The 25,261-nt window shown below is 70.1% G+C and carries 18 protein-coding genes; 12 read left to right on the forward strand and 6 right to left on the reverse strand.

The window, feature by feature from the left end:
* Window positions 1–4: 4 nt before the first annotated feature.
* Genes ACFO6S_RS00090 through ACFO6S_RS00100 form a run of 3 tightly spaced genes read right to left on the reverse strand, consistent with a single transcriptional unit; the run spans window position 5 to window position 3,500 of the window.
* Entirely contained in the window at window positions 5–1,018 is a 1,014-nt protein-coding gene (locus ACFO6S_RS00090; protein ID WP_378412975.1) for a GDP-mannose 4,6-dehydratase, read from the reverse strand.
* Complete coding sequence (locus ACFO6S_RS00095) at window positions 1,015–2,160, reverse strand: UDP-N-acetylglucosamine--N-acetylmuramyl-(pentapeptide) pyrophosphoryl-undecaprenol N-acetylglucosamine transferase (RefSeq protein ID WP_378412977.1); 1,146 nt, start codon at window positions 2,158–2,160, stop codon at window positions 1,015–1,017. Before ACFO6S_RS00095 ends, ACFO6S_RS00090 begins: the two co-directional genes overlap by 4 nt.
* 47 nt (window positions 2,161–2,207) lie before the next feature.
* The gene (locus ACFO6S_RS00100) at window positions 2,208–3,500 is read right to left on the reverse strand and encodes an adenosylmethionine--8-amino-7-oxononanoate transaminase (protein WP_378412979.1); all 1,293 of its coding nucleotides are present in this window, start codon (window positions 3,498–3,500) and stop codon (window positions 2,208–2,210) included.
* A gap of 86 nt (window positions 3,501–3,586) precedes the next feature.
* On the opposite strand from ACFO6S_RS00100, the gene ACFO6S_RS00105 reads away from it, so the two are divergent.
* The 6 genes from ACFO6S_RS00105 to ACFO6S_RS00130 all read left to right on the forward strand — a co-directional run bounded on the left by ACFO6S_RS00105 (window position 3,587) and on the right by ACFO6S_RS00130 (window position 12,968).
* Complete coding sequence (locus tag ACFO6S_RS00105) at window positions 3,587–3,859, forward strand: putative quinol monooxygenase (protein ID WP_378412981.1); 273 nt, start codon at window positions 3,587–3,589, stop codon at window positions 3,857–3,859.
* A gap of 559 nt (window positions 3,860–4,418) precedes the next feature.
* Complete coding sequence (locus ACFO6S_RS00110; protein ID WP_378412982.1) at window positions 4,419–6,146, forward strand: Ig-like domain-containing protein; 1,728 nt, start codon at window positions 4,419–4,421, stop codon at window positions 6,144–6,146.
* A gap of 89 nt (window positions 6,147–6,235) precedes the next feature.
* Complete coding sequence (locus ACFO6S_RS00115) at window positions 6,236–7,957, forward strand: Ig-like domain-containing protein (protein ID WP_378412984.1); 1,722 nt, start codon at window positions 6,236–6,238, stop codon at window positions 7,955–7,957.
* A 230-nt stretch (window positions 7,958–8,187) separates the two neighbouring features.
* The gene (locus ACFO6S_RS00120; RefSeq protein ID WP_378412985.1) at window positions 8,188–10,167 is read left to right on the forward strand and encodes an Ig-like domain repeat protein; all 1,980 of its coding nucleotides are present in this window, start codon (window positions 8,188–8,190) and stop codon (window positions 10,165–10,167) included.
* 114 nt (window positions 10,168–10,281) lie between these two features.
* Window positions 10,282–11,982, forward strand: a complete 1,701-nt coding sequence (locus ACFO6S_RS00125; protein ID WP_378412987.1) for an Ig-like domain repeat protein — start codon at window positions 10,282–10,284, stop codon at window positions 11,980–11,982.
* Between the two features lie 140 nt (window positions 11,983–12,122).
* A complete protein-coding gene (locus ACFO6S_RS00130; protein ID WP_378412988.1) occupies window positions 12,123–12,968 on the forward strand; it encodes a mycofactocin-coupled SDR family oxidoreductase in 846 nt (281 codons plus the stop codon).
* 53 nt (window positions 12,969–13,021) lie between these two features.
* Here ACFO6S_RS00130 and ACFO6S_RS00135 read toward each other — a convergent pair whose 3' ends face one another.
* From ACFO6S_RS00135 to ACFO6S_RS00145, 3 genes are all read right to left on the reverse strand, one after another.
* Window positions 13,022–14,062 (reverse strand): serine hydrolase domain-containing protein, encoded by a 1,041-nt coding sequence (locus tag ACFO6S_RS00135; RefSeq protein ID WP_378412990.1) that lies wholly within the window; start codon window positions 14,060–14,062, stop codon window positions 13,022–13,024.
* A gap of 165 nt (window positions 14,063–14,227) precedes the next feature.
* Complete coding sequence (locus ACFO6S_RS00140) at window positions 14,228–15,088, reverse strand: DUF4097 family beta strand repeat-containing protein (protein ID WP_378412992.1); 861 nt, start codon at window positions 15,086–15,088, stop codon at window positions 14,228–14,230.
* Window positions 15,089–15,180: 92 nt separating this feature from the next.
* A complete protein-coding gene (locus ACFO6S_RS00145) occupies window positions 15,181–15,687 on the reverse strand; it encodes a hypothetical protein (protein WP_378412994.1) in 507 nt (168 codons plus the stop codon).
* 220 nt (window positions 15,688–15,907) lie between these two features.
* Here ACFO6S_RS00145 and ACFO6S_RS00150 point away from each other — a divergent pair, with 220 nt between their 5' ends.
* From ACFO6S_RS00150 to ACFO6S_RS00175, 6 genes are all read left to right on the forward strand, one after another.
* Window positions 15,908–16,507: a transglutaminase-like domain-containing protein gene (locus ACFO6S_RS00150; protein ID WP_378412996.1), complete on the forward strand. Its 600-nt coding sequence runs from the start codon at window positions 15,908–15,910 to the stop codon at window positions 16,505–16,507.
* Window positions 16,508–16,793: 286 nt separating this feature from the next.
* On the forward strand, window positions 16,794–18,866 hold the full coding sequence (locus ACFO6S_RS00155; RefSeq protein ID WP_378412997.1) for an acyltransferase family protein: 2,073 nt from the start codon (window positions 16,794–16,796) through the stop codon (window positions 18,864–18,866).
* Between the two features lie 45 nt (window positions 18,867–18,911).
* On the forward strand, window positions 18,912–19,817 hold the full coding sequence (locus ACFO6S_RS00160) for an alpha/beta fold hydrolase (protein WP_378412999.1): 906 nt from the start codon (window positions 18,912–18,914) through the stop codon (window positions 19,815–19,817).
* Window positions 19,818–19,894: 77 nt separating this feature from the next.
* Entirely contained in the window at window positions 19,895–22,015 is a 2,121-nt protein-coding gene (gene glgX, locus ACFO6S_RS00165) for a glycogen debranching protein GlgX (RefSeq protein WP_378413000.1), read from the forward strand.
* Window position 22,016: 1 nt separating this feature from the next.
* Complete coding sequence (gene treY / locus ACFO6S_RS00170) at window positions 22,017–24,344, forward strand: malto-oligosyltrehalose synthase (protein WP_378413002.1); 2,328 nt, start codon at window positions 22,017–22,019, stop codon at window positions 24,342–24,344.
* Window positions 24,345–24,441: 97 nt separating this feature from the next.
* Complete coding sequence (locus tag ACFO6S_RS00175) at window positions 24,442–25,251, forward strand: mycofactocin-coupled SDR family oxidoreductase (RefSeq protein WP_378413004.1); 810 nt, start codon at window positions 24,442–24,444, stop codon at window positions 25,249–25,251.
* Window positions 25,252–25,261 lie beyond the last annotated feature (10 nt).

The raw sequence follows: 25,261 nt of genomic DNA on the forward strand, positions 1-25,261 counted from the left end.
TCCCTCACACGCGGTAGCGGCGTGGGTCTGCCACCGGATGAGATTCGATCCACTCCGAGGTGCGCGTGAGACCCTCGCGCAGGGAGATCCGCGGGCTCCAGTCCGTCAGCTCCCGCACCCGACTGTTGTCGGACACCAGTCGATGAACCTCGCTGCCTGCGGGGCGCTGGCGGGTGTCCTCCGCGGTGACGGTCGCGGAGGAGCCGGTGACGTCGATGAGCACATCGATCAGGTCGCGGATCGAAATCTCCCTGCCGGTACCGAGATTCACCGTCCGGCCCACTGTCCGCTCGGACTCTGCGATCGCCATGAAGCCACGCGCGGTGTCCTCGACATAGGTGAAGTCCCGGGTCGGGGTCAGCGCCCCGACGGCGATCTCGGCTGCGCCGGAGTGCAACTGGTGCAGGATCGCGGGAATCACGGCGCGCGGAGACTGTCGTGGGCCGAATGTGTTGAACGGGCGGCAGATCGAGACCGGAGTGTCGAACGAGTGAAAGTGGGACAACGCGACCATGTCGGCGGCGATCTTCGATGCGGAGTACGGCGACTGCGGTTGCAGCGGGTGCGATTCGGAGATGGGCACCTCCCGCGCTGTTCCGTACACCTCGCTCGTCGACGTGTGCACCACCCGTCGCACGTCGTGCCGACGCGCAGCGTCCACGATGTTCTGGGTGCCGAGCACATTCGTCTCGAGATACGTCTGGGGCGCCTGGTAGCTGTACGGGATCCCGATCAGCGCTGCGAGGTGGAAGACGGTGTCGATTCCCTCCGCGGCATCGAGGACCTGTCCGCTGTCCCGCACGTCGCCTGCGATCATCTCGATGTCACCGAGGTGATCCGCGAGAAAGCCCGCCGACGCATACGGCTTGTAGTGCGCCAGGACTCGCACTCTCGCCCCCTGGCTGAGCAACTGCTCGACCAGACAGCTTCCGATGAAGCCCTCACCACCGGTGACCAGGACACTTCTACCCGACCAGAACGTATTCACTGCTGACTGCCTGCTTTCGATGTGGCTCATGCGTTGACAACTTCACGGGCAGCGGCCTGGAGTCCGCCGAGCTGCAGCAGCCAGTTCGCCACCGTTCGCGCCGAGTCGTTCGGTCCCGCCGGGAGATCGGTCGTCGTCGCGCGCTCGGCGGGACTGCCGATGAGGTCCTGAACCGAACGCTCCAGATTGGCGGTGGTCAGCTCGCCGTCCTCGAGCATTCTGGCGACGCCACGGGTCACGAGAGCCTGGGCGTTGTGCCGCTGATGGTCACCGATCGCGTGCGGGTAGGGCACCAGGACGCTGGGCACACCCACGTGCGAGATCTCCGCAACCGTCATCGCCCCGGACCGTCCGACGAAGACGTCCGAGCCCGCGTACACGTGGTCCATCCGGTCCAGGTACGGCAGCACCAGCACGTTGCCGAGGTCCTCGACGGCCGCCGACGCCGCCGCGAAATGCTCGGATCCCGCCTTCACCACCAGGCGTACGTCGTTGCGGTAACGCCACCGGCGCGCCAGCGAGAGCGCGGTGTCGGTCAACCGGCGGGACCCGAGGCTGCCGCCGCAGACGACGACGAGCGCCTGGCCCGGTGCCGCTCCGAAACCGGCACGGGCTTCGTCGCGAAGCGCGCGCCTGTCGAGACCCGCGATGTCCGCCATCAGCGGGGTCCCGACCACCCGGACCTCGTTGCGCGTGAATCCACGCGCGGCCTCCGGAAACGCCACGGCGACCCGGGCGGACAGGCTCGCGGACAGGCGGTTGGCCCGCCCGGGCACGGCGTTGGATTCGTGAATCAACGTCGGTACGCCCGCGAGACGGGCGCCCAGCACGATCGGCAGGCTGGGATACCCGCCGGTCCCGAAGACCACGTCCACACCGAGCTCGCGGATCTGCCTGGCACAGTGAGCGCCCGCCCGCGCGAGCCGGCTTGCCGCCCTCGCGCTGCCACGTACGCCGGTCAGCCCGTCGACCTCGGCGGTGTGCAGCCGGTAACCCGCCGCCGGGACGAGCGTTTCCTCCAGCCTGCCTCTGGCGCCGAAGAAGTCGATCTGGACATTGACGTCGGGGGTCTCGCGCAGGGCTTCGGCGACGGCAAGGCCCGGGTAGATGTGCCCACCGGTGCCCCCGGCGCCGATGGCGACCCGAAGCGACGATCGCGGTTCGTTTGTCATACCGCGCACTGTGCGCGGCGGAGATTAGAGGTCTGTTAGTGCCGGATCTACCGGGCCACCTGCACGCGGGCCGCGGCCACCATCGCCGCCGCGATCGCGTCCACGTCGTCGGGGGTGCACACGTACGGCGGCATTGCGTAGATCAGCTTCCCGAACGGCCGCAGCCACACCCCGGAGTCGACGGCGGCGTCGGTCGCGGTCCGCATGTCCACCGGTTCGCGCATCTCGATCACGCCGATCCCGCCGAGCACCCGGACGTCGGCCACCGCGTCGAGCTCCCTGGCCGGCGCCAGGCCCGCGGTCAGGCCCGCACCCAGCGCCGCGACCTCGGCGCGCCAGTCCCGCGAGAGCAGTAGCTCGACGGCCGCGACGGCGATCGCGCAGGCCAGTGGGTTCGCCATGAAGGTCGGACCGTGCATCAGCCCACCGGCCTCGCCACCACTGATCGCCGCGGCCACCTCGGTGGTACACAGCGTCGCGGCCAGCGTCAGGTAGCCGCCGGTCAGCGCCTTGCCGACGCACATGACGTCGGGGCTCACGGCCGCGTGGTCGGCGGCGAACAGCGCGCCGGTGCGGCCGAAACCGGTGGCGATCTCGTCGAAGACCAGCAGCACGTCGTTCTCGTCGGCGAGGCGTCGCAGCTCGCTCAGGTAGCGCGGGTCGTGGAAACGCATGCCGCCGGCGCCCTGCACCACCGGCTCGACGATGATCGCGGCCAGCTCGTCGCGGTGCCGGACCAGGATCGCCTCGAACTCGGCGACGTAGGCCGGGTCGAACTCGCGCGGTGGGATCGGCGCGAACACCTGCCGGGCCAGCACGTCGGTCCACAGCGAGTGCATGCCGCCGTCGGGGTCGCACACGCTCATCGGCGCGAAGGTGTCGCCGTGGTAGCCGCCGCGCCAGGTCAGCAGCCGCTTCTTCGCCGGCCGGCCGAGTGCCCGCTGGTACTGCAGGCACATCTTGACGGCCACCTCGACGGACACCGACCCCGAGTCGGCCAGGAACACCTTGTCGAGCCCGGACGGGGTGATCGAAACCAGTAGTTCCGCGAGCCGGGCGGCGGGTTCGTGGGTGAGCCCGCCGAACATCACGTGACTCATCTTCGCCAGCTGCGCCGCGGCGGCGGAGTCGAGCACGGGGTGCCGGTAGCCGTGCACGGCAGCCCACCACGAGCTCATGCCGTCGACCAGCTCCCGGCCGTCGGCGAGCGTCAGCCGGGTGCCGGCCGCGCTCTCGACCACCAGCGGATTGGTCGACGCCGGGAACGCGCCGTAGGGATGCCACAGGTGGTCCGCGTCCAGGGCGGAGATGCGGTCGGACGAGAGGTGCTCGGTGCTCACGCCGACCGACGATAACCGTCGGCGATGAGTTCCCGACCTCCCGGGTGTCTACTCAACCAAGCACGTCCGACAGAAGGGAAGCGATCGTGATCATCGTTGCCGGGGCACTGCACGTCGATCCCGCGGGGCGGGAGAACTACCTCACAGGCTGCGTCGAGGCGGTGCGGCAGGCCCGCGCGAGCGACGGCTGCCGGGACTTCGCGCTCTCGCCCGACCTCCTCGACGCGGGACGGATCAATGTCTTCGAGTGCTGGGACTCCGAGGCACACCTGCAACGGTTCCGCGGTTCCGGCCCGAGCGAGGATCAGCAGCACGCGATCCGCAGCGCCGACGTCCGCGAGTACCACGTCGGCGGGTAGCAGGCGGCACGCACACGGATCGCGTTCTCCCTCGTCGACACCGTCGCCCACCCGTGTCGACGACCCGATTGTCGACCTACGTCGCGTTGCGACGGAAGTGATTGCAGCCCAACCGAAGCCGGCGATCCTCTACGCACCCCGACGTTCGGACCGCGGGCGGCACCTCACGCACTCGGAGACCGCGGCCGGGCAGTATGCATCAATGCCTACGAAAGCGATCCGGTTTCGAGCGAATCGGAGAAGTTGCGGGAGAAATGGCGGCCCAGTCGCCAACCATTTCGTCAGCCATCCGAATTAAATTGATTCCACCGAGCGTCGACGAGAAAGAAATTCGCCGCGGCACGCCGCCCCCAAGCGGTCAAGAAGAACGGTGTTCAGGGCTATTTTCATCCGAAATTGCCACGCCACGAGATCGACGGATTCACGTTTAGTCCATTCATCGGACAAATTTGCAGCAATTTGACCGCAATTGACGATCAGCTGCGCTACCTTGGGCCGGATCAACTCAACTGGACGCTCGTCTAGTGCGGTCGTCTGGGACGTTCCGAGAGAGGAAACCATGACGCAGAGCAGTACCCTTCGCGCCGTCGGAGGCTTGAGTGTGTTCGCCGTGGCCGCCGGATTCGCGGTCGCCCTGGGCGCCGGAACCGCCAACGCAGCAGAGCAGTCTGTGAGCTGGTCCGACGGCAGCAGCAGCTACACCCGCACCATCAGCAACGTGAATCCCGCCGGCGGAGAGATCATCACGATTTCGACCCAGTTCAAGCGGAACTACGCCACGAGCGACGAGAAGATCACCATGGTCCGGGACCAGCACCCGGCGTGCCTGACCTACGTCCCGGACTCGGCGCACATCAATGACGACGGCCCGCTGTCCGACGTGACCGTGGCCGCGGACTCGGTCACGCTCCAGGGAAATCCCATGACGACCGTGAAGAACCCCTTCATCCCTCCCGCGTTCTGGCCCACGTTCAAGATCTCCTACAAGGTCGGACTCGACTGTGCGCAGGGCGTCGCTCTGGCAACGGGATTGAACTACAACGGCAGCCTCGGCGCAGGCTCCTACCCCGGCAAGGGGCCGAGCATCACCGTCGGCAAGAACAACACCACGACGACGCTCGCGGCGACTCCGTCCTCCGTGCAGCAGGGCGCCGTGGTCTCGCTGAGCGCGACGGTGGCCGGTGGTGCAAACGGCAACACCGTCGAGTTCTACGAGGGCGCAAACAAGCTCGGCGAGGGCCAGCTGACCGCAGGCGTGGCGACGTTCGCGTGGACCCCGCCCGCGGAGGGCCAGTTCTCGGTGACCGCGAAGTTCCTCGGGACGACGGCGGCCAACGAGTCGGTCTCGACTGCGCAGGCCGTCTCGGTCACCCCGGCCAACGTCAACACCCAGACCGCACTGACCGCTCCCACCACCGCAGTGGTCGGTGAGGATGTCACCCTCACCACCACCGTCACCCCGGCCACCGCGACCGGCACGGTCCAGTTCAAGGACGGCGACGTCAACATCGGCGAGCCCGTCACCGTGGCGAACGGCACGGCCTCGATCACCCGCAGGTTCGACGAGGCCTCGACGCACAGCTTCACCGCGCACTTCACCGGCACCGGCCTCTACCAGAACTCCGTGTCGGCCGCGTCCGAGCTGACGGTCAAGGATGCCGACTTCAACACCACCACCACCGTCCTCGAGCCGGTCACCGCGACCGTCGGTGTCCCGGTGAACCTCGCCGCCACCGTCCTGCCCATCCCGGACTCCGGACAGGTCGAGTTCTCCGTCGACGGCGTCCCCGTGGGCACCGCGGACGTCGGCACCGGTGACGGCGTAGCAACCCTTCCGCACACGTTCGCCAACGTCGGAACCGCCAACGTGACCGCCAAGTTCCTCGGCAGCACCGGCTTCACCACCTCCACCTCCGCCGGCTTCTCGGTCACCGTGAAGGCCCCGGAGCCCAGCCGCGAGGCCACCACCACCGCACTCGCGGTGTCCGGTCCCTCCGTGGTCGGTCAGGCGATGACCTTCAAGGCCACCGTCGCCCCCGCCGGCGCAGGCGGCACCGTCCAGTTCAAGGCCGGCACCACCGAGATCGGCGGCCCGGTCGCCGTCGTCGACGGTGTCGCGACCACCACCCACACCTTCGACACCGCCGGCACCTACGGCATCACCGCCGTCTTCACCGGCGGCGCGGGCTACCAGGACTCCGTCTCGGGCCCGACCGTCATCGGTGTCACCGAAGCCGGCCCGGGTACCCCCAGCGGCGGCTCGCTCGCCAGCCTGTTCAACAGCTGACCACGCTCTGCCCACCAGGTCCGGGGCGTGAGCCACTCACGCCCCGGACCGGGTGAGTCCCTGTCTTTCCCTCGTTCGTAGGAGAATTCATGCAGAACAAGAAGATTCGCGGGCTCGTGACACCGCTCGGTGTCGGAGCACTCGTCGGCGTCACGATGCTCGGCGGCGTCCCCGCCCAGGCCGAGACCACGAGCACCACGTTCGTCGCGGCCTGCCTCGCCACCCCCTCGGCGGTGGCCGGCCCGACCACCGAGGCGCAGAACGCCACGGTCACAGTGGACGCGCCCACGGTGGTCAACGCCGGTGACGAGTTCGAGGTCATCATCTCGCCGCCGCCGATCACCTACCCCAACAAGGTCTCCGTCGCGAACGTGACGAACGTCTCGCGGATCAAGATCGACGTCGCCATGCCGCAGAACGCCGAGTTCCTCGGCGCCGAGACCGTGGCGGGTACCGCATCGGGCCTGAGCGGTGTGGCACCGAACGTGCTGCGGGTCAACGAGGCCGGCAGCGTCGACGCAAACGGAACGATCATCCGCCTCTCCGGAAACAACGTCACGCTCGGCAACAGCCCCAGCTCGAGCATCAACTCCGAGGGCGGCATCGTGGCCAGCTCCGCCGGCGGAGCATCCACCACCTTCCAGCTGCCGAAGGTCAAGGCACGGCTCAAGGCAGGCCCGTCCGGCAAGGTGGAGATGAAACTGCGCACCGACGGCGCCGCCGGCACCTGGAACAACGACAAGAACTTCCTGACCTTCCTGCCGAAGGCCTCGGCCCCGTTGGGTATCACGGCGTGGGCACCGACCAAGTGCACCCCGCGCGACAGCGAGACCGCACCGCTCAACGCCGGCGCAGGCCCGCTGGCCACGATCAACATCACCGAGGCCGACAAGCAGACCACCACCACCGTGGTGGCCCCCGGCTCGGTGAAGAACGGCAGCGAGGTCACCCTCACCGCGAACGTCAACCCCGCCGCACCGGGCGGCACCGTCCAGTTCTCCGACGGCGCAACGCCTCTCGGCGGACCGGTCACCGTCGCGAACGGCACCGCCTCGACGACGCACACCTTCACCACCGACGGTGACCACGCCATCACCGCGGCGTACTCCGGCACCACCGGCTTCATCGCCTCCACCTCGGCGGTCAAGACCATCAACGTCAGCACCGACGACACCGTCACCACAGTGGCGATGACCAGCCCGGACACGGCATTCGTCGACCAGGACGTCAACCTGCACGCACAGGTCAGCCCCGCCGTGCAGGGCGGCACCGTCGAGTTCACCGTCGACGGCGGCACCAAGGTCACCGGCACGGTCGGCACCGACGGCGTCGCGATCGCACCGTACAAGTTCACCACCACCGGCACCCACCGCGTCCTCGCTCGCTACTCCGGCACCACCGGTGTCGCGGGTTCGGTCGCACCGCTGTTCCCGGTCAGCGTCACCACCGCGCCCGCGGCGGCCGTGCAGACCAGCACCACCCTCGCCCCGGTCGGCACCGTGGCGAAGGGCCAGCCGGTCACCCTGTCGGCGACGGTCGACCCGACCAACGCCAACGGCAAGGTGCAGTTCAAGCTCGGTGACACCCCGCTCGGTGCGCCGGTGAACGTGGTCAACGGCGTCGCGACGCTGCCCACCACCTTCGCGGCCTCCGGAACCTTCAGTGTCACCGCTGAGTTCATCGCCTCGACCGGCTTCGTCGACTCGGCCTCCGCACCGCAGACGCTGACCGTGCCGGGCGACACCGATCCGGGCAACCCGGGCGGAACGGGCAGCCTGGACGGCCTGTTCGGCGGTCTCTTCCAGTCCTGATCGACACCGACCCGGGACTGTTCGGCAGTCCCGGGTCGGAGCAACAACCTCAGTAGCAACGGGGGCGCCGTCGGCCTGGCCGACGGCGCCCTCCGCACACCTGCGGCAGCTGGCCACAACCCAGGCTCCGGCTTCCCCTCCGCAGCACCTCCGACACCGAACGTGAAGGCGGCCCCTCGTGCCCACATGACTCTCACGCAACGACGGAAGCTGGTTTGACGATGAATGGTTTGACACGCCGACAGATGTTCAAGGCCATGGCGGTCACCGCGGGCGCGGTGACACTCGGCACCGGCACCCGGATCGCAGGTGCCGCCCCCGGCACCGAGATCCGGGTGCTCGCGATCAACACCTGGCTCAACGGCACGAGCGTGTCGGGCGGCCTGAGCATGGTCGCCGACATAGTCACCGCCACCCGGGCAAACGTGGTGATCCTCACGGAGTCGAACAGCAGCGCGACAAACTCGGTGGCGAACAGGCTGACCAACGCCGGCACCAAGTTCTACGCGGCGTCCACGTCCGACACCGGAATCATCTCGCAGTTCCCGATCTCGGAGGCATCCAGCCTGGGCTGGATGACCAAAGCCGTCGTCACCGCGGGCGGTATTCAAATTGCCACGTACGCAGCGCACCTGAACTACAAGTACTACGCCACCTACCTCCCCCGAGGATACGGAGCCGGCAATGACACGGGTGAGTTCTCCGGCTGGAACAAGTTGCCCGGAGGGCCTGTCACCGACATCGCAAAAGTACAGCTCAACAACATGAATTCCGGTCGGCCCCAGGCCATTACCAATTTCATCAACGACGCGGCGCTGGAGCAGGCCAAGGGCCGCTCGATCATCCTCGGCGGCGACTTCAACGAACCGTCGACCCTGGACTGGACCGAGGCCGCCAAGAACCTGTTCGACCACAACGGTGTCGTCATTCCGTGGGAGACCACGCGACGCCTCCAACAGGCCGGATTCGTCGACTCCTACCGCAGCAAGTACCCGGATCCGGTGACCCACCCGGGCTTCACCTGGCCCTCGGACAACCCGGCCAAGTCGCCGTCGCAGCTCACCTGGGCGCCGGCCGCCGACGAGCGCGACCGCATCGACTACATCTTCACCGACGGCGCCTCAAAGCTCACGTTGACCGAGGCCGGCATCGTCGGACCCCGCTCGACCATCGTGCGCAACCAGCGGGTGACCGAGACCAGCCAGGACAACTTCGTCGTCTCGCCGACCTCGTGGCCGACCGACCACAAGGCGGTACTCGCGGTCTACCAGATCAGCACCGCGACCCCCGACGCCGAGACCGCCACGACCGTCGCGGCTCCCGACTCGGTCAAGAACGGCGCCACGGTCACCCTCACGGCCACCGTCGCCCCGGCCGCGCCGGGCGGCACCGTCCAGTTCCTCGACGGCGCCACGCCTCTCGGCGAACCCGTCGAGGTCACCGGCGGCACCGCCGCCATCACGCACACCTTCACCGCCGACGGCGCCCACCCGATCACCGCGGTGTACTCCGGGGCGCCGGGCTTCCTCGCTTCCACCTCGGAGGTCACGACCGTCACCGTGAGCACCGACCCCGTCGTCACCACCACCGTGATGACGGCGCCGAGCGGCGCGGTCGTCGGTCAGGACGTCAACCTGACGGCGCAGGTCTCCCCCGCCGTCCAGGGCGGCACCGTGGAGTTCACCGTCGACGGCGGCGCCAAGGTCACCGGCACGGTCGGCACCGACGGTGTCGCCGTCGCGCCGTTCACCTTCGCCGCCGCAGGCGCCCACAGCGTGGTCGCCCGCTACTCCGGCACCACCGGCGCCGAGGCCTCGGTGGCACCGGCCTTCACTGTCGACGTCACCGCCGCGCCCGCGACCGACATCCAGACCACCACCACCCTCGACCCCGTCGGCACCGTCGTGAAGGGCGCCCCGGTCACCCTGCGGGCCAAGGTCGACCCGGCCGGCGCCAACGGCAAGGTCCAGTTCAAGCTCGGCGACGCCCCACTCGGCGGCCCGGTGAACCTGGTGGGTGGCGTCGCGACGCTGCCCACCACCTTCGCGGCCGCCGGCACCTTCAGTGTCACCGCGGAGTTCATCGCCGCGGCGGGCTTCGTCGACTCGGCCTCCGCGCCGCAGACGCTGACCGTTCCGGGCGACCCCGATCCGGGCAACCCGGGCACTCCCGGCGGACTCGGCAGCCTGGAGAACCTCTTCCAGTCCTGATCCCCGAACTGACCGATACAGAAACGGAGGGCGCCGTCGGCAGTCGGCCCTCGGCGCCCTCCGCGGACACGGCCCGTGCACTCTCTCGCGCACACGACGGAAGCTGGTTCGACGATGAATGCTCTGACTCGCCGACAGATGTTCAAGGCCATGGCGGTCACGGCGGGTGCGATGACGCTGGGCACCGGTACGCGCGTCGCCGGGGCGTCCCCCGGCACGGAGATCCGGGTGCTCTCGTTCAACATCTGCCTCGACGGGACCACCATGTTCGGCGGGCTGAGGCAGGTCGCCGAGATCATCACCGCCACGCGGGCCAACGTGGTGCTGCTCGCGGAGTCCAAGAACGCAACAAAGTCACTGGCGACCGCACTGACCAAGGTCGGCACGAAGTTCCATGCGGCGTCCGCGGCCGACACCGGAATCCTCTCGCAGTTCCCGATCTCGAAGACCGCCCACTTCGACTGGATGAACAAGGCCGTCATCACCGTCGGCAACACGGAAGTTGCCACGTATGCGGCGCATTTGAACTACGAGTACTACGCGACATACCTCCCCCGCGGCTACGGACCGGGCGCCGAGTCCGGTGAGTTCTCCCAGTTCGGCTGGACCAAGATGCCCGGAGGGCCCGTCACCGACGGCGCGACGGTCCAGCGCGTCAACGTCAGTTCCGGTCGGCCCCAAGCCATTACGAACTTCATCAACGATGCCGCACGGGAGCAGGCCAAGGGTCGCTCGATCATCCTGGGCGGAGACTTCAACGAGCCGTCCCACCTGGACTGGACCGACGCCACGAAGGACCTGTTCGACCACAACGGTGTCGTCATTCCCTGGGAAACCACCCGACGCCTCGAGCAGGCCGGCTTCGTCGACGCGTACCGCAGCAGGTATCCGAACCCGGTGACCCACCCGGGCTTCACCTGGCCCTCGGACAACCCGGCCAAGTCACTCTCGCAGCTCACCTGGGCGCCGGACGCCGACGAGCGCGACCGCATCGACTTCGTCTTCACCGATGGCGCGTCGAAGCTGCAGCTGACGGAGGTCGGCATCGTCGGGCCGCTCGAGACCGTCGTGCGGAACCAACGGGTCGCCGAGACCGGCCAGGACAACTTCATCGCCTCGCCGACGCCGTGGCCGACCGACCACAAGACGGTTCTCGCGGTCTACCGGGTCGACGCGGCGAACACCGTCACCACCACCGCGACGACGGCGCCGCGCGGTGCGTTCGTCGGGCAGCACGTCAACCTGTGCGCCACGGTCTCCCCCGCCGTCCAGGGCGGCACCGTCGAGTTCACCGTCGACGACGCCGACACGGTGACCGGCGCACTGGGCACCGACGGCGTCGCGGTCACGCCGTACGCCTTTACCGCCGCGGGCACCCACAGCATCGTGGCCCGCTACTCCGGCACCACCGGTGCCGACGCCTCCGTCGCACCCGCGTTCCGGGTCGACGTCACCGTCGCACCGCCGACCGACGAGCAGACCATCACCGCCCTCGAGCCGGTCGGCACCGTCGGGAAGGGCGCACCGGTCACGCTGCGGGCCAGGATCGACCCGGCGGGCGCCGACGGCGCCGTCCAGTTCGCGCTCGGCGCCACCCCGCTCGGCGACCCGGCGACGGTGTCAGGCGGCGTCGCGACACTGACGACCGCGTTCACGACCTCCGGAACCTTCAGTGTCACCGCGGAATTCATTGCCGCCGCGGGCTTCGTCGGATCGGCGTCCGCGCCGCAGACACTGACCGTTCCGTTCGACACCGATCCGGGCAACCCGGTCGGCGGGAGCCTGGGCGGCCTCGAGAACCTCTTCGGTTCCTGATCGACCCGGCATCCGGGACGCACCTCGCCCCCGGCCGGTACCGCAATGTCAGCGACATTCGAACCCGAGTTTTCCTCCGCCCGCGCCGCCCGGCGACGCATGATGCACGTATTCGGGTTTCGGAGCAGCTGAGGAGAACCATGGGAAAGCTCGACGGCCAGGTCGCGTTCATCACCGGTGCGGCGCGCGGTCAGGGCCGCGCACACGCCGTGCGGATGGCAGCGGAGGGTGCCGACATCATCGCGGTCGACCTGTGCGCGCCGGTGCCGACCGCCAAGTACGACATGGCCACGGAGGCCGACCTCGCGGAGACGGTGGCGCTGGTCGAGGCGCAGGGCCGCGGCATCGTCGCGACGGTGGCCGACACCCGGGATCTCGACGCGATGCAGAAGGCGGTCGACGCCGGCGTCGAGCGGTTCGGCCGACTCGACATCGTCGTCGCCAACGCCGGCATCGCCGCGTCGCCGAACCTGTCCTGGGACCTGTCCCCCGAGCAGTTCCGCGAGATGATGGACATCAACGTCACCGGCGTCTGGCAGACCACCAAGGTCGCCATCCCGCACATCCTGGCGGGCAAGCGTGGCGGTTCGGTGGTGCTGATCAGTTCGATGGCCGGCCTACGCGGCGTCCCGGGCATCGTGCACTACTCGACCGCCAAGCACGCGGTCCGCGGCATGGCGAAGGCACTGGCCAACGAGGTGGCGTGGGCGAACATCCGGGTGAACTCGGTGCACCCCGGAAACGTCCGGACGACCATGATCGACAACGAGTCGATGGTGCGCGGGTTCCGCCCGGACCTCGAGAACCCGGTCCTCGACGACACCGCCGCAATCATGCAGAAGCTGAACCTGTTGCCGCAGCCGTGGGTGGAGGCCGAGGCGATCGCGGACGCGGTCCTGTACCTGGTCGGCGACACCGGTCGGGCCATCACCGGCATCGCGCTGCCCGTGGATCTCGGCACCTCGGAGAAGTTCGCCGGCGGATAGGCGGTCCCGCCCGACCTACTCGGCAACGAGTGCGTCCCCGAATTCGACGGCAATCAGAGCGCGTCCAGCAGGTCGATCCCCCTGTTCTCGATGTCGCCGAGTCGGTTGGTCTGGATGACGACTGCGCGGTGCCGCGCGCGGTCCATCACGATGACGCCCAGGAAACCGCCGGTCTCGCCGGCGTGCATGGTGTACTCGCGGCCGTCACGGTTGAGGATTGTCCACGTCATGCCTCCGCGAGTGCCGCCGATCTTGTCCCATCGGGGGGTCATGGCACTCGAACCCGGGACGGTCTCGTCGAGAAGCGCTGATGCGTAGCGAGCCATGTCCGGCAGGGTCGAGCGCACCCCGCCGGCCGGCGAGTAGGCGTCGAGCGGCCATGGGTCCTGCGGTCGGCCCTGGGCATCGACACCGGTGCTGACGTCGGCGGGAAGGTCGGCGGCGGTACTGGGCAGCCAGGTGTGCGACATTCCGAGCCGATCGAACATCCGCTCGCGCAACAGCGTCGAGTAGTCGGTGTGCGCGGCCGCCGCGACCGCCTGACCGAGCAGTGCGTATCCGAGCGTGGAGTAGGAGACGACGAGGCCGCGGCCGACGAGCGGCGACCACCGCGCCTGATTCAGAAGTGCTTCCCGATCGAAGGTGAAGGGGTTCTTCCCCTCGAGCTTCCACGCGATCCCACCCATCGCCATGTCCGGAGTGAGCGCGAACTGCGGCAGGCCGGAGCGGTGGCTCGCCAGCTCGATCAGCGTGACGTCCGCGACGGGGGTGCCCCCGACGGGAAGGAGTTCGCCGACCTTGGTGTCCTCGCGGACCTCGCCGCGCGCGACCGCATCGGCGAACAGTTCCGCGGTGAAGGTCTTGGTGATGGACCCGATTTCGTACTCGGAGTCCTTCGTCGCGCCGAAGTAGGCGTAGCGGGCACCCGAGGAATCGATGTAGGCGACGGCGGCCGCATCCTGTGGTGTCCGGTCCAGGATCGGTCGGGCTACCTCCGCAAGACGGGCATCCCCCTCGCCGGTGAACGGCGCGAGCGCGGCCGCGGCGGGAGCTGCGCCCACCGTCAGTGCGACCACGCAGGCGGCAGCGGTCATCAGGGTCGATCGGCGCAATTCTCTGTCCCCCACGGATGTCGAGCGCGAAAGCTGAACCGACACTTTCGCACACATGGGTGTGGCCCAATGCATTTCGCCCTCCCGGTGGCGACTGTCACATCGCCGTCGGCGTGCCGAACCGAGGGCTGCACCGCTCGCCCGCGCTTACACCGTCGCCGACTCCGCCTGACGGATGACGATGTCTCCGAGGCTGGTGTTGGCGCTGAGCTCGAGCGTCTCGTCGGTGGACTCGGGTCCGTCGACGGACCGGAGGTGGTTGTGCACCCGGCCGAGCACCGTGCGCGCGGTGAGGCGGGCGGCGGTGCCGGAGCGGATGCCGACCTCGATCCGGCCGTATGCGGTCTTGAGTGCGGCCCGACCGCGGGTGACGTCCTCGATCCGGACGTCGCCGCACGCGGTCGCGGCGATGACGTCGGTGTGGGCGCGTTCGACCGAGATGTCGCCCTTGTCCGTCTGCGCCCGCAGCTCGCCGCGGATCGTGCCGATCCGGATGTCGCCGTGAGAGTTCTTCACCAGCGCACTGCCGTCGAGCTCGCGCAGCCGGATCCGGCCCGAACCCGCACTGACCACCGCGTCGCCGCCGACCCGGTCCACCGCGATCGCGCCGCAGCTGCTGGTGACCGTCAGGGCCCCGACCTCCTCGAGCGAGACGTCGCCCCGACCGGTCCGCACCGCGCCGGTACCCAGGGTGCCCACGACCCGGAACACCGCCGCGCCGCCTGACGCGTCGAGGTCCGAGCCTGCGGGGAGTCCGATCGTCACCTCGATCGACCCGGTCCGGCTGATCAGGCCGGCCGACCGCAGGATCGGACCCATGACCCGCAGCCGTCCGTCCGCGAATTCGACGCGAGTCTGTTCGGCCGCCCGCACGTCGACCTCCTGGGTGCCGTCGGTGGGGCGGACGTCGACCACGGTGTCGGTGCGGTCGGTCGCAGTGATCCGCGCCTCGCCTGCCTCGAACTCGACGGTCGCGACAATTGGTTCCGGGGTGCTGAAGGTGGGCATGACGAAACTCCGATGCACTGAGGGACTGGCGAGAGATCAGGGACTGACGAGGTGGTCGAACCTCCGGACGGGTCTTCGACGCCGGACCTCGGCTAGCGAACCCACCCGTTGACACTCTGGCCTGCGCGCGGGCCGCTCGCGTCGATGCGACGACCGGCGTCGCTCAGGGCCGCCGCGGCCGACCGGACCAGCCAGGCGTTCGCGGAGAGCCCGAAGTCGCGGGCTGCGGCCTCGACGCGCTCCTTGAGTTCCTGGTTCAGCCGGAGGTTGATGCGCGTCATCTCCTCGGCGTCCGACGACGTCCGGTAGGTGGCGCCGATCTCGGGCGACTCCGCCCGCACCGGACGCGCCTCCGCGGGCGGGGGCGTGACGACAAAGGTGGGTTCGCGGCCCTGCAGGCGCAGTTCCACCGAGCCCGGCGCGAGATCGCGGGTGATCTCACTGGCCGCCGCGGACAGCGCGTCCAGCAGGGTGAGCCGGACCGCGGATTCGAGCGGCGCGATCAACCGTTCGGCGAGGGCCCGGGCCTCCGGACCCGCGAATTCGGCCGCCTGCGCGAGTTCGTTCCGGAGTGAGTCGACATAGGGCGTGAGATCCATGATGCCAGTGTGGCACCACTCTGATGCCACCACAAGGGAAACGGAAAAGTCGGTGCCGGAATGGCACCAGAGTGGCACCGCGCCAGGTTGTCGGCCCCGTCGCCACGACCGGACGTCTCTCCCCCCCCCCCCCCCCCGCGTTCTGCGGTCGGGCGAGTCCGCAGGCGCGGTGGCCGCAACCGGCTTGACTGTCCGGCGTGGGCTCCCCAATCATCGCTGCATGCCAACCACCGATTCGGTGCTCGAAACCGCGCCGCCGGAAAGCCATCTGGCCGGCAACGAATTCATCGATGTCGACGACCGATCAGTCCGAGCTCTCGCGCTGACGCTGCGGCGGAGCGCGGGCAGCGACCTGTCCTTCGCCAAGGCTGCCTTCGAGTGGGTGCGCGACGAGGTGGGGCACTCGTACGATGTGCGGCATCCACGGGTCACCCTGGCCGCGAGCGAGGTTCTCGCGCAGCGCGTCGGACTCTGTTATGCCAAGTCGCACCTGTTGGCGGCGTTGTTGCGATCCGAAGGCGTTCCGACCGGCCTGTGTTACCAGCGTCTCGCGCACGGAGACGGGCACGTCCTGCACGGGTTGGTCGCGGTCCATCTCAACGGCGCCTGGCACCGGCAGGATCCGCGAGGAAACAAGGACGGTGTCGACGCACAGTTCTCACTCGGTTCGGAACAACTCGCGTGGCGCGTCGTCCCTTCCCTCGGGGAGGTCGACTATCCGGGGATCTTCGCCTCGCCTGCACCGTGTGTCGTCGAAGCGCTCCGCGGCACGGACGACGTGCTGTCGCTCTACGACGCAGGCCTGCCGACGAGCCTCTGACGCACACCGGCCGACCGTCGTTCTGATCGCGTCGCGGTGCTGCCGCCGTCGCCGTGCCGCCGGTCACCGGACTCGTCCCGCCGGACGGTAAAACCCCAGGCACTTGTCGCGAGATCTCGCACGGTTCGATCCTCGTCTCACCCTTCGGCGAGCGCGGCAGCGGGCGAATTCGTCACCGCGCGTACGCCAATAGCATCCCGGAACTTCATGTCACGTTCACCCGGTCGCACCGGCGCGTCGCCGGTCCGCCATGATGAACGCCGCCGCCACCACCCGAGAGGACCGAGTGTCAGTTCAGACGACCACCGACAGCACGCTCGGCATCGCCCACCGCGAGAGCCGACCGGCCCCGGTCCACCGCCACGATCTCGACGGCCTCCGCGGCCTCGCCATCGGCCTGGTCGTCGTCTACCACGTGTGGTTCGGCCGGGTGTCCGGCGGCGTCGACATCTTCCTGGCCCTGTCGGGCTTCTTCTTCGTCGGTTCGCTGCTGCGGACGGCCGAGTCGAGGGCGTCACTCGATCCGCGGCCGGTCGTGCGGCGCGTCGCGCGCAGGCTGCTGCCGCCGCTGGTCCTCGTCCTGGCGGCGGCCGTGGTATTCACCCTCCTTGCCCAGCCCGCGACGCTGTGGTTCGACACCGCCCGCCAGACCGTGGCGTCGCTGCTGTTCCTGCAGAACTGGCACCTCGCGGAGACCGCGAGCGACTACCTGGCCGCGGACCCGTCGGTGAGTCCGCTCCAGCACCTGTGGTCGATCTCGGTGCAGGGCCAGTTCTATCTCGCGGCCGTGGCGGTCGTGTTCACCCTTGCCTGGTTCCAGCGCTCCCGTGGGCGTTCGATCCGCCGCCCGCTCGCCGCCCTCCTTGCCGTGCTGGCCGCCGTCTCGCTGGTCTACGCAACGACGAGCGCCCTGCCGCAGACCTGGCTCTACTACGACTCCGGCGCCCGGATGTGGGAGTTGCTCGCCGGCGGTCTGCTCGCCTGCGTCGCGCATCGCGTGCGGGTGCCCCGCCAGGTGGGCGTCGCGCTCGCCGTCGTCGCGCTGGCGATCATCTTCGGCTGCGGAATGCTGCTCGAGGGCCGATCCCAGTTCCCCGGCCCGTGGGCGCTCGTGCCGGTCGGTGCCGCGCTCGCGCTGATCGTCTCCGGCGCGCACGCCCCGACCGGAGCGGCCGCCGACCCGGTCACCCGCATGCTGACCTCGACCCCGCTGCTGCGCCTGGGCACCGTCGCGTACTCGCTGTACCTGTGGCACTGGCCGCTGCTGATCGGCTATCTCGTGATCAGGCACCGGACCACGCCCGGCCTGCTCGGCGGCGCCGCCGTGATCGCCGCGTCGCTGGTGCTCGCGGAGCTGACCACCAGGCTGGTCGAGACGCCGATCCGTCGAGCATCCGGCGGCGGGAGGCGACGCACCGCGCTGGTCACCGCCATCACAGTGCTGGCGGCCACGGTCGCGACGTCGACGGTGACGTGGTCCGTCTACGTCGATCACAAGACCACGAAGTCGGCCCAGCACGGCGAACTCGATCCCGCGCTCTTCCCCGGGGCCGCCGCACTCACCTCGGGCGCGGTCGTGACGCCTGCCCGCGAACAACCGTCCCGCCTCGTCGCGTACGCGGACGTGCCGGACGCGGCGCCCGACGGGTGCATGACCCAGCCGGGCCAGGTGGACGCCCTCACCTGTACCTACGGCGACCCCGACGCGGAGCGGTCCATCGCCCTGATCGGCGGGTCGCACGCGGAACACTGGCTGCCCGCCCTCGACGTCCTCGCCCGGGACCACCCCTTCCGGATCGAGGTCTTCGTCAAGGTCGGCTGCCCGGCGAAGCTCCCGATCGGCGACGACGGCTGGGTCGGCGAGTGCGAGGAGTGGACGCTCAACGTGCTCGCCGCCCTCTCCGCCAAGCCCGTCGACTTCGTGGTCAGCACCTCGACCCGGCCCCGCGACGACGGGCCGGGCGACCAGACACCCGAGAACTACGTCGCGCTGTGGCGCGAACTTGCGGACCGCGGCGTGCCGTTCGTCGGCATCCGGGACACCCCCTGGTTGTCGCACGAAGGCGTCAAGTACCGGGCCGCCGACTGCCTCTCCGCCCGCGGCGGCGACGCCGACACCTGCGGCATCGACCGCGGTCAGGTGCTCGCCCCGGTCGACCCCGCGAGGGAGGCCGCCGAGCAGCTGCCGTCGGTGCATCTGCTCGACCTCTCGGACGCCGTGTGCGGCGGTGACCGCTGCCGGGTGGTCGAGGGCAACGTGCTGATCTACCGCGACGCCGATCACCTCACCGCCACCTACGTGCGCACCATGGCGCCCGAGCTCGGGCGCCAACTCGGTCCCGCCACCGGCTGGTGGTGACGGCGAGCGGGGCGCTCGGGCGTCCCGGTCCCCTATCCTGGCGCGATGAACGCACCCCGTGAAGGCCGGATCGACCTGCCGACGGTGTCGCTGGCGACGCTCGAGTGGGGACCGACGGACGGTCCGCTGGCGCTGTGCCTGCACGGCTATCCCGACACGGCATGGACGTGGCGCCATCTCGGACCGGCGCTGGGCGCGCGCGGGTGGCGGGTGATCGCACCCTTCACCCGTGGCTACGCACCGTCGTCGATCCCCGCGGACGGCAGCTACCAGGTCGGCGCGCTGGCGGCCGACGCCGTCGGGATCCATGCCGCGGTCGGCGCGGACGAGTCGGCCGTGCTCGTCGGGCACGACTGGGGCGCGATGACTGCGAACTCCCTGGCCGCACACCCCGATTCGCCGTTCCGCCGCGTCGTGTCGATGGCGGTCCCGCCCGTCCCGGCCTTCTTCCCGCGGCGGTCCGCGTCCGAGATCCTCGCGCAGCCGCGACTGCTCGCCGCCCAGCTGCCGAAGAGCTGGTACATCGCGTTCAACCAGGTTCCCGGCGCGTCCGAGCGGTCCCTCGACCGCCTCGTCCCGCACCTGTGGCGCCGCTGGTCACCGTCCTACGACGCGGCCGAGGACCTCGAGCACGTCGCGGCGGCACTGCCGAGCACCGCGCACCGGACGGCGGCGCTCGGCTACTACCGCGCGGCGCTGCGACCGGGTTCGCGGCTGCCTGCCGGGTACCGCCGCTGGCAGTCGGCCTTCGCGCGGGCACCGGTGGTGCCGACGCTCTACCTGCACGGCGACCAGGACGGCTGCATGACGCCGCGCTACGCGGACCGGGTGGCGGCGGTCCTGCCGCCGGGCAGCCGGGTCGAACGCGTCACCCACGCGGGCCACTTCCTGCAACTGGAGCGTCCGGAGGCCGTGAACCGGTCGGTCCTGGACTTCGTCGGCGGGGCCTGAGCACCCCGCCCGGCGCGACGGCCGGGCACCCGCCCGCCGCCACCTCGGGCCGCGGCGCCGCGGGCTAGGGTCGTGCAATGGGAGAGCCCGAGAGCGACCCGGACCGGGACGCCGAACTGGCGGTGTGGCCGGGGTCCGCGTACCCGCTGGGTGCCACCTACGACGGTGCGGGCACCAACTTCTCGCTGTTCTCCGAGATCGCCGACGCGGTGGACCTGTGCCTGATCGCGCGGGACGGCACCGAGACCCGGGTCCGCCTCGACGAGGTCGACGGCTACGTCTGGCACGCCTACCTGCCGACCGTCGGCCCCGGTCAGCGCTACGGGTACCGGGTGCACGGGCCGTACGAGCCGGCCGCCGGTCACCGCTGCGATCCCGCGAAGCTGCTGCTCGATCCCTACGGCAAGGCCTTCGACGGGCACTTCGTCGGCGGCCCCGCGTTCCACACCTTCGGCGCGGACACGTTGGGCCACACCATGACCACGGTGGTGATCAACCCGTTCTTCGACTGGGCGTCGGACCACCCGCCGCGGCGGCCGTACCACGAGACGGTGATCTACGAGGCGCACGTGAAGGGCATGACCGCCACCCACCCCGGCGTCCCGGAAGCACTGCGCGGCACCTACGCCGGTCTGGCGCACCCGGCGATCATCGACCACCTGCGCGACCTCGGCGTCACAGCGATCGAGCTGATGCCGGTGCACCAGTTCCTGCACGACCAGGTGCTGCTGGACCGGGGGCTGCGGAACTACTGGGGCTACAACAGCTTCGGATTCCTGGCACCGCACGCCGACTACGCGTCTGCGGCCAAGCCGGGTGCGACGGTCTCCGAGTTCAAGGCCATGGTCCGGGCGTTCCACCGCGCCGGCATCGAGGTGATCCTCGACGTGGTCTACAACCACACCGCCGAGGGCAACCACCTCGGACCGACGCTGAACTTCCGCGGCATCGACAACGCCGCGTACTACCGACTCGTCGACGACGACCGGTCCGCATACATGGACTACACCGGCACCGGGAACAGCCTCAACGCGCGGCACCCGCACACCCTGCAGCTGATCATGGACTCGTTGCGCTACTGGGTGACCGAGATGCACGTCGATGGCTTCCGCTTCGACCTCGCCTCGACGCTGGCCCGGGAACTGCACGACGTGGACCGGCTCTCGGCCTTCTTCGACCTGGTCCAGCAGGACCCGGTGGTCAGCCAGGTGAAGCTGATCGCCGAGCCCTGGGACGTGGGCGAAGGCGGCTACCAGGTCGGCAACTTCCCCGGCCTGTGGACCGAGTGGAACGGCAAGTACCGCGATACCGTCCGCGACTACTGGCGCGGCCAGCCGGCGACGCTGGGCGAGTTCGCCTCCCGGTTCACCGGCTCGTCCGACCTGTACGAGGCCACCGGCCGCCGGCCCGGCGCGTCCGTCAACTTCGTCACCGCGCACGACGGCTTCACCCTCGCGGACCTGGTGTCCTACAACGACAAGCACAACGAGGCCAACGGCGAGGACAACAACGACGGCGAGGGCCACAACCGGTCCTGGAACTGCGGGGTCGATGGCCCCACCGACGACCCGGAGATCGTCGGACTGCGCGCCCGGCAGCGCCGGAACCTGCTCGCCACACTGATCCTGAGCCAGGGCACCCCGATGCTCGCCCACGGGGACGAGATGGGCCGGACCCAGCTCGGCAACAACAACGTGTACTGCCAGGACTCGCCGCTCTCGTGGATGGACTGGTCGCTGGCGCAGACGAACTCGGAGCTGATCGAGTTCACCCGCCGGGCGATCGCGCTGCGCACCGCGCACCCGGTGTTCCGGCGTCGCCGGTTCTTCGAGGGCCTGCCGATTCGCAGCGGCGAGCAGGCTCGCGACATCGCCTGGCTCACCCCGTCCGGCGTCGAGATGACGCCCGCGGACTGGGACAGCGGCTTCGGCCGGTCGCTGGCGGTGTTCCTCAACGGCGACGGCATCCCGGAGCCGAACGAGCGCGGTGAGCCGGTGCGGGACGACTCGTTCCTGCTGTGCTTCAACGCCCACGACGAGCAGATCGAGTTCACCGCCCCCGGCGACGGCGACGGCGGGCACTGGGAGGTGGCCCTGGACACGGCAGCCCCGACCGGGGCGTCCACGACCGTGCTCGCGCCCGGTGCGTCGCTGACCGCGCCGGCCCGCTCGCTGACCGTGCTGCGCAGGCGGGGCTGAGATGCGGGCGGTCACCGGGACCTACCGGTTGCAGCTGCGCGGCGACGCGTTCACCCTGGCCGACGCGCTCGGGCTCGTCGACTACCTCGACGACCTCGGCGTCTCGCACCTCTACCTCTCCCCCGTGCTGACCGCCGCCGACGGGTCCACCCACGGCTACGACGTCACCGACCCGACCACCGTGTCCGCGGCGCTCGGCGGCCGGGAGGCCTTGGCGGCCCTGGTCGCCGAGCTGCGACGACGCGGCATGGGCGTGATCGCGGACCTGGTGCCGAACCACGTGGGCGTCGCCGACCCGCGCCAGAACCACTGGTGGTGGGACCTGCTCGCCCGCGGCCGGGACTCCGAGTACGCGTCCTACTTCGACGTCGACTGGGCGGCGGGGCGGATCGCGCTGCCCGTGCTCGGCGACGACGGACCGGCGGCCCTGCGGATCGAGTCCGAGGGCGGCGTACCGATGCTCTGCTATCACGACAAGCGGTTCCCGATCGCGGCAGGCACCGAGGGCGCCGACCCCGCGGCGGTGCACGCCCGGCAGGCCTACGAGCTGGTGGACTGGCGCAGCGGGCGGGTCGGCTACCGGCGGTTCTTCACCGTCGACTCCCTCGCCGCGCTGGCGCAGGAGCGCCCGGACGTGTTCGCGGCCACCCACCGAGAGCCGGCGTCCTGGTTCGCAGGCGACCTGGTCGACGGGGTCCGGGTCGACCACCCGGACGGCCTGACCGACCCGGCCGGCTACCTCGCTTCGCTGCGCGCCCTGCTGGGCCCGGACCGGTGGCTGGTGATCGAGAAAATCCTCACCGCCGGTGAGGAACTCGACCCCGCACTGCCCGTCGACGGCACCACCGGGTACGACGCGCTCGCCGAGTTCGGCGGGGTGTTCCTGGACCCGGACGGGGCGTCCGAGCTGACCGCCCTGCACGACGCGTTGGCAGGCAACCCCGGCGACGCCGCGTGGCTGCGCGAGGCCGAACACGCGCTCAAGCTCGAGGTGCTGCGCGGACCGCTGGACCCGGAGGTGCGCCGCCTGGTCGCCGCCGTCGGCCGGGACGCCGCCACCGACGTCGATCCGGCACAGCTGACCGAGGCGACGGTCGCGGCGCTCGCGGCGATCCCGGTGTACCGCACCGACACCGGACCCAACGCGGGGCTGCTGGCCGCGCATCTGACCGCCGTCGCGGGCGCCCGGCCGGAGCTGGCACCGGCACTGGGCGCCCTCGCCGCGGCCGTCGCCGCCGGCGCGGAGGCGGCGGCCCGGCTGCAGCAGGTGTGCGGGGCGGCGACCGCCAAGGCGGTGGAGGACCGACTGTTCTACCGCACCGCCCGGCTGATCTCGCTGCAGGAGGTGGGCGGCGACCCGGGCCGGTTCGCGCTGTCCCCCGGTCAGTTCCACGCCGCGCAGTCGCGGCGGGCGCGGCGGTGGCCTGCGACGATGACCACGCTGTCCACCCACGACACCAAACGCGGCGAGGACGTCCGCGCCCGGATCGGGGTGCTCTCCGAGCTGGCCGGGCAGTGGTCGCGGCGCGTGCGCGAGTGGGAACGGACCACCCCCAGCCCGGACGGCGTGACGGGGCTGTTCCTGTGGCAGAACATCTTCGGGGTGTGGCCGGCGGACGGGCCGGTCGAGCAGGCGCTGCGCGAGCGGCTGCACGCCTACGCGCACAAGGCGATCCGCGAGGCCGGCCTGTTCACCGGCTGGGACCGCGTCGACGCCGGCTACGAGAGGAGGGTGCACGACTGGCTCGCGGCGGTGTTCGACGGCCCGGTCGCGGCGTCGATGTCCGACTGGGTGCGGGCGGCGGCGCCGCACGGCCGGGTGGTCGCGCTCGGGCAGAAACTGTTGCAGCTCACCGGCCCCGGCATTCCCGACGTGTACCAGGGCACCGAGTTGTGGGAGGACTCGCTGGTGGACCCCGACAACCGTCGGCTCGTCGACTTCGATGTCCGCCGCGCGCTGTCCGCCGGGCCGGTGCCCGCACCGCCGTCGGGCGTCGTCGACCCCGGCGCCGCGAAGCTGGCGGTGACGCGGGCGGCGCTGCGGCTGCGCCGCGAGCGCCCGGCCAGCTTCGTCGGCGGCGCCTACGCACCGGTGCGGGCGCACGGGACCGCGGCCGAACACCTGGTGGGCTTTGCACGGGGCGAGGACGTGCTCGCGCTGGCGACCCGGTTGAGCGTCCGCCTCGGCGAGAACGGTTGGCGCGAGACCACACTGCGGCTGCCACCGGGTACCTGGTCCGACCGGGTGACCGGCGCGCGGTTCACCGGAGAAGTGGCGGTGCGCCGGGTCCTCGGCGGCCTGCCCGTGGCCCTGCTCGCCCGGGACTGAAGCGTTCCGCTGGACGGGACCGCCGTGCGGGCACCGCCGGCGGCCCGCCTATCGTGACGGGGGACACAACCACTAGCGAATTCTGGAGGACCCGGCAATGGCGAATCGGTTCGAGGGCAAGGTCGCATTCATCACCGGCGCGGCGCGCGGTCAGGGCAGGGCCGAGGCGGTCAAGTTCGCCTCCGAGGGTGCGGACATCATCGCGCTCGACGTGTGCAAGAAGCTCGACTCCACCGCCTACGAGGGCGCCACCGAGGAGGATCTCGCCGAGACGGTGCGCCTCGTCGAGGAGCAGGGCCGCAAGATCGTCGCCACCAAGGCCGACGTGCGGGACTTCGACGCCGTCTCCGCCGCGCTGGACGCCGGCGTCGAGGCCTTCGGCCGGCTCGACTACGTGGTCGCGAACGCGGGCATCTGTTCGGCCAACCTGTCCTGGGAGATCACCCCGGAGCAGTGGCGCGAGACCATCGACGTCAACCTGACGGGCGTCTTCTTCACCTGCAAGGCCGCCATCCCGAAGCTGATCGAGCAGGGCGAGGGCGGTTCCATCGTCATCACCAGCTCGGTCTCCGCGCTCACCGGCGCCTCGTTCTTCGGTCACTACGTGGCCAGCAAGGCCGGCGTCGCGGGCCTGACCCGGACCATGGCCAACGAGCTGGGCATGCACAAGATCCGCGTCAACAGCGTGCACCCGTACGGCGTCAACACCGGCATGATCATGCACGATGTGGTCCCGCTGATGGGCCAGTTCGCCGACACCCTCGCCCCGACCTTCATGGCGTCGCTGCCCTACGGCTTCAGCGAGCCCGAGGACGTCGCGAACGTGGTCGCGTTCCTGTCCTCGGACGAGGCGCACCACATCACCGGCATCAACATGCCGATCGACCTGGGCAACGCCGCGCGCTGACCGAAGTTCC

Origin of the sequence: Rhodococcus kronopolitis (genome assembly GCF_042654025.1) — a bacterium.
GTDB classification, from domain to species: domain Bacteria; phylum Actinomycetota; class Actinomycetes; order Mycobacteriales; family Mycobacteriaceae; genus Rhodococcus_G; species Rhodococcus_G kronopolitis.

Bases quoted from the DNA above. Each gene is read 5' to 3' on its own strand.
- ACFO6S_RS00145 (WP_378412994.1), bottom strand. From the start codon at position 15,687: ATGGATCTCACGCCCTATGTCGACTCACTCCGGAACGAACTCGCGCAG.
- ACFO6S_RS00110 (WP_378412982.1), top strand. From the start codon at position 4,419: ATGACGCAGAGCAGTACCCTTCGCGCCGTCGGAGGCTTGAGTGTGTTC.
- ACFO6S_RS00125 (WP_378412987.1), top strand. From the start codon at position 10,282: ATGAATGCTCTGACTCGCCGACAGATGTTCAAGGCCATGGCGGTCACG.
- ACFO6S_RS00140 (WP_378412992.1), bottom strand. From the start codon at position 15,088: ATGCCCACCTTCAGCACCCCGGAACCAATTGTCGCGACCGTCGAGTTC.
- ACFO6S_RS00090 (WP_378412975.1), bottom strand. From the start codon at position 1,018: ATGAGCCACATCGAAAGCAGGCAGTCAGCAGTGAATACGTTCTGGTCG.
- ACFO6S_RS00115 (WP_378412984.1), top strand. From the start codon at position 6,236: ATGCAGAACAAGAAGATTCGCGGGCTCGTGACACCGCTCGGTGTCGGA.
- ACFO6S_RS00130 (WP_378412988.1), top strand. From the start codon at position 12,123: ATGGGAAAGCTCGACGGCCAGGTCGCGTTCATCACCGGTGCGGCGCGC.
- treY (WP_378413002.1), top strand. From the start codon at position 22,017: ATGCGGGCGGTCACCGGGACCTACCGGTTGCAGCTGCGCGGCGACGCG.
- ACFO6S_RS00135 (WP_378412990.1), bottom strand. From the start codon at position 14,062: ATGACCGCTGCCGCCTGCGTGGTCGCACTGACGGTGGGCGCAGCTCCC.
- ACFO6S_RS00150 (WP_378412996.1), top strand. From the start codon at position 15,908: ATGCCAACCACCGATTCGGTGCTCGAAACCGCGCCGCCGGAAAGCCAT.
- ACFO6S_RS00175 (WP_378413004.1), top strand. From the start codon at position 24,442: ATGGCGAATCGGTTCGAGGGCAAGGTCGCATTCATCACCGGCGCGGCG.
- ACFO6S_RS00160 (WP_378412999.1), top strand. From the start codon at position 18,912: ATGAACGCACCCCGTGAAGGCCGGATCGACCTGCCGACGGTGTCGCTG.
- ACFO6S_RS00095 (WP_378412977.1), bottom strand. From the start codon at position 2,160: ATGACAAACGAACCGCGATCGTCGCTTCGGGTCGCCATCGGCGCCGGG.
- glgX (WP_378413000.1), top strand. From the start codon at position 19,895: ATGGGAGAGCCCGAGAGCGACCCGGACCGGGACGCCGAACTGGCGGTG.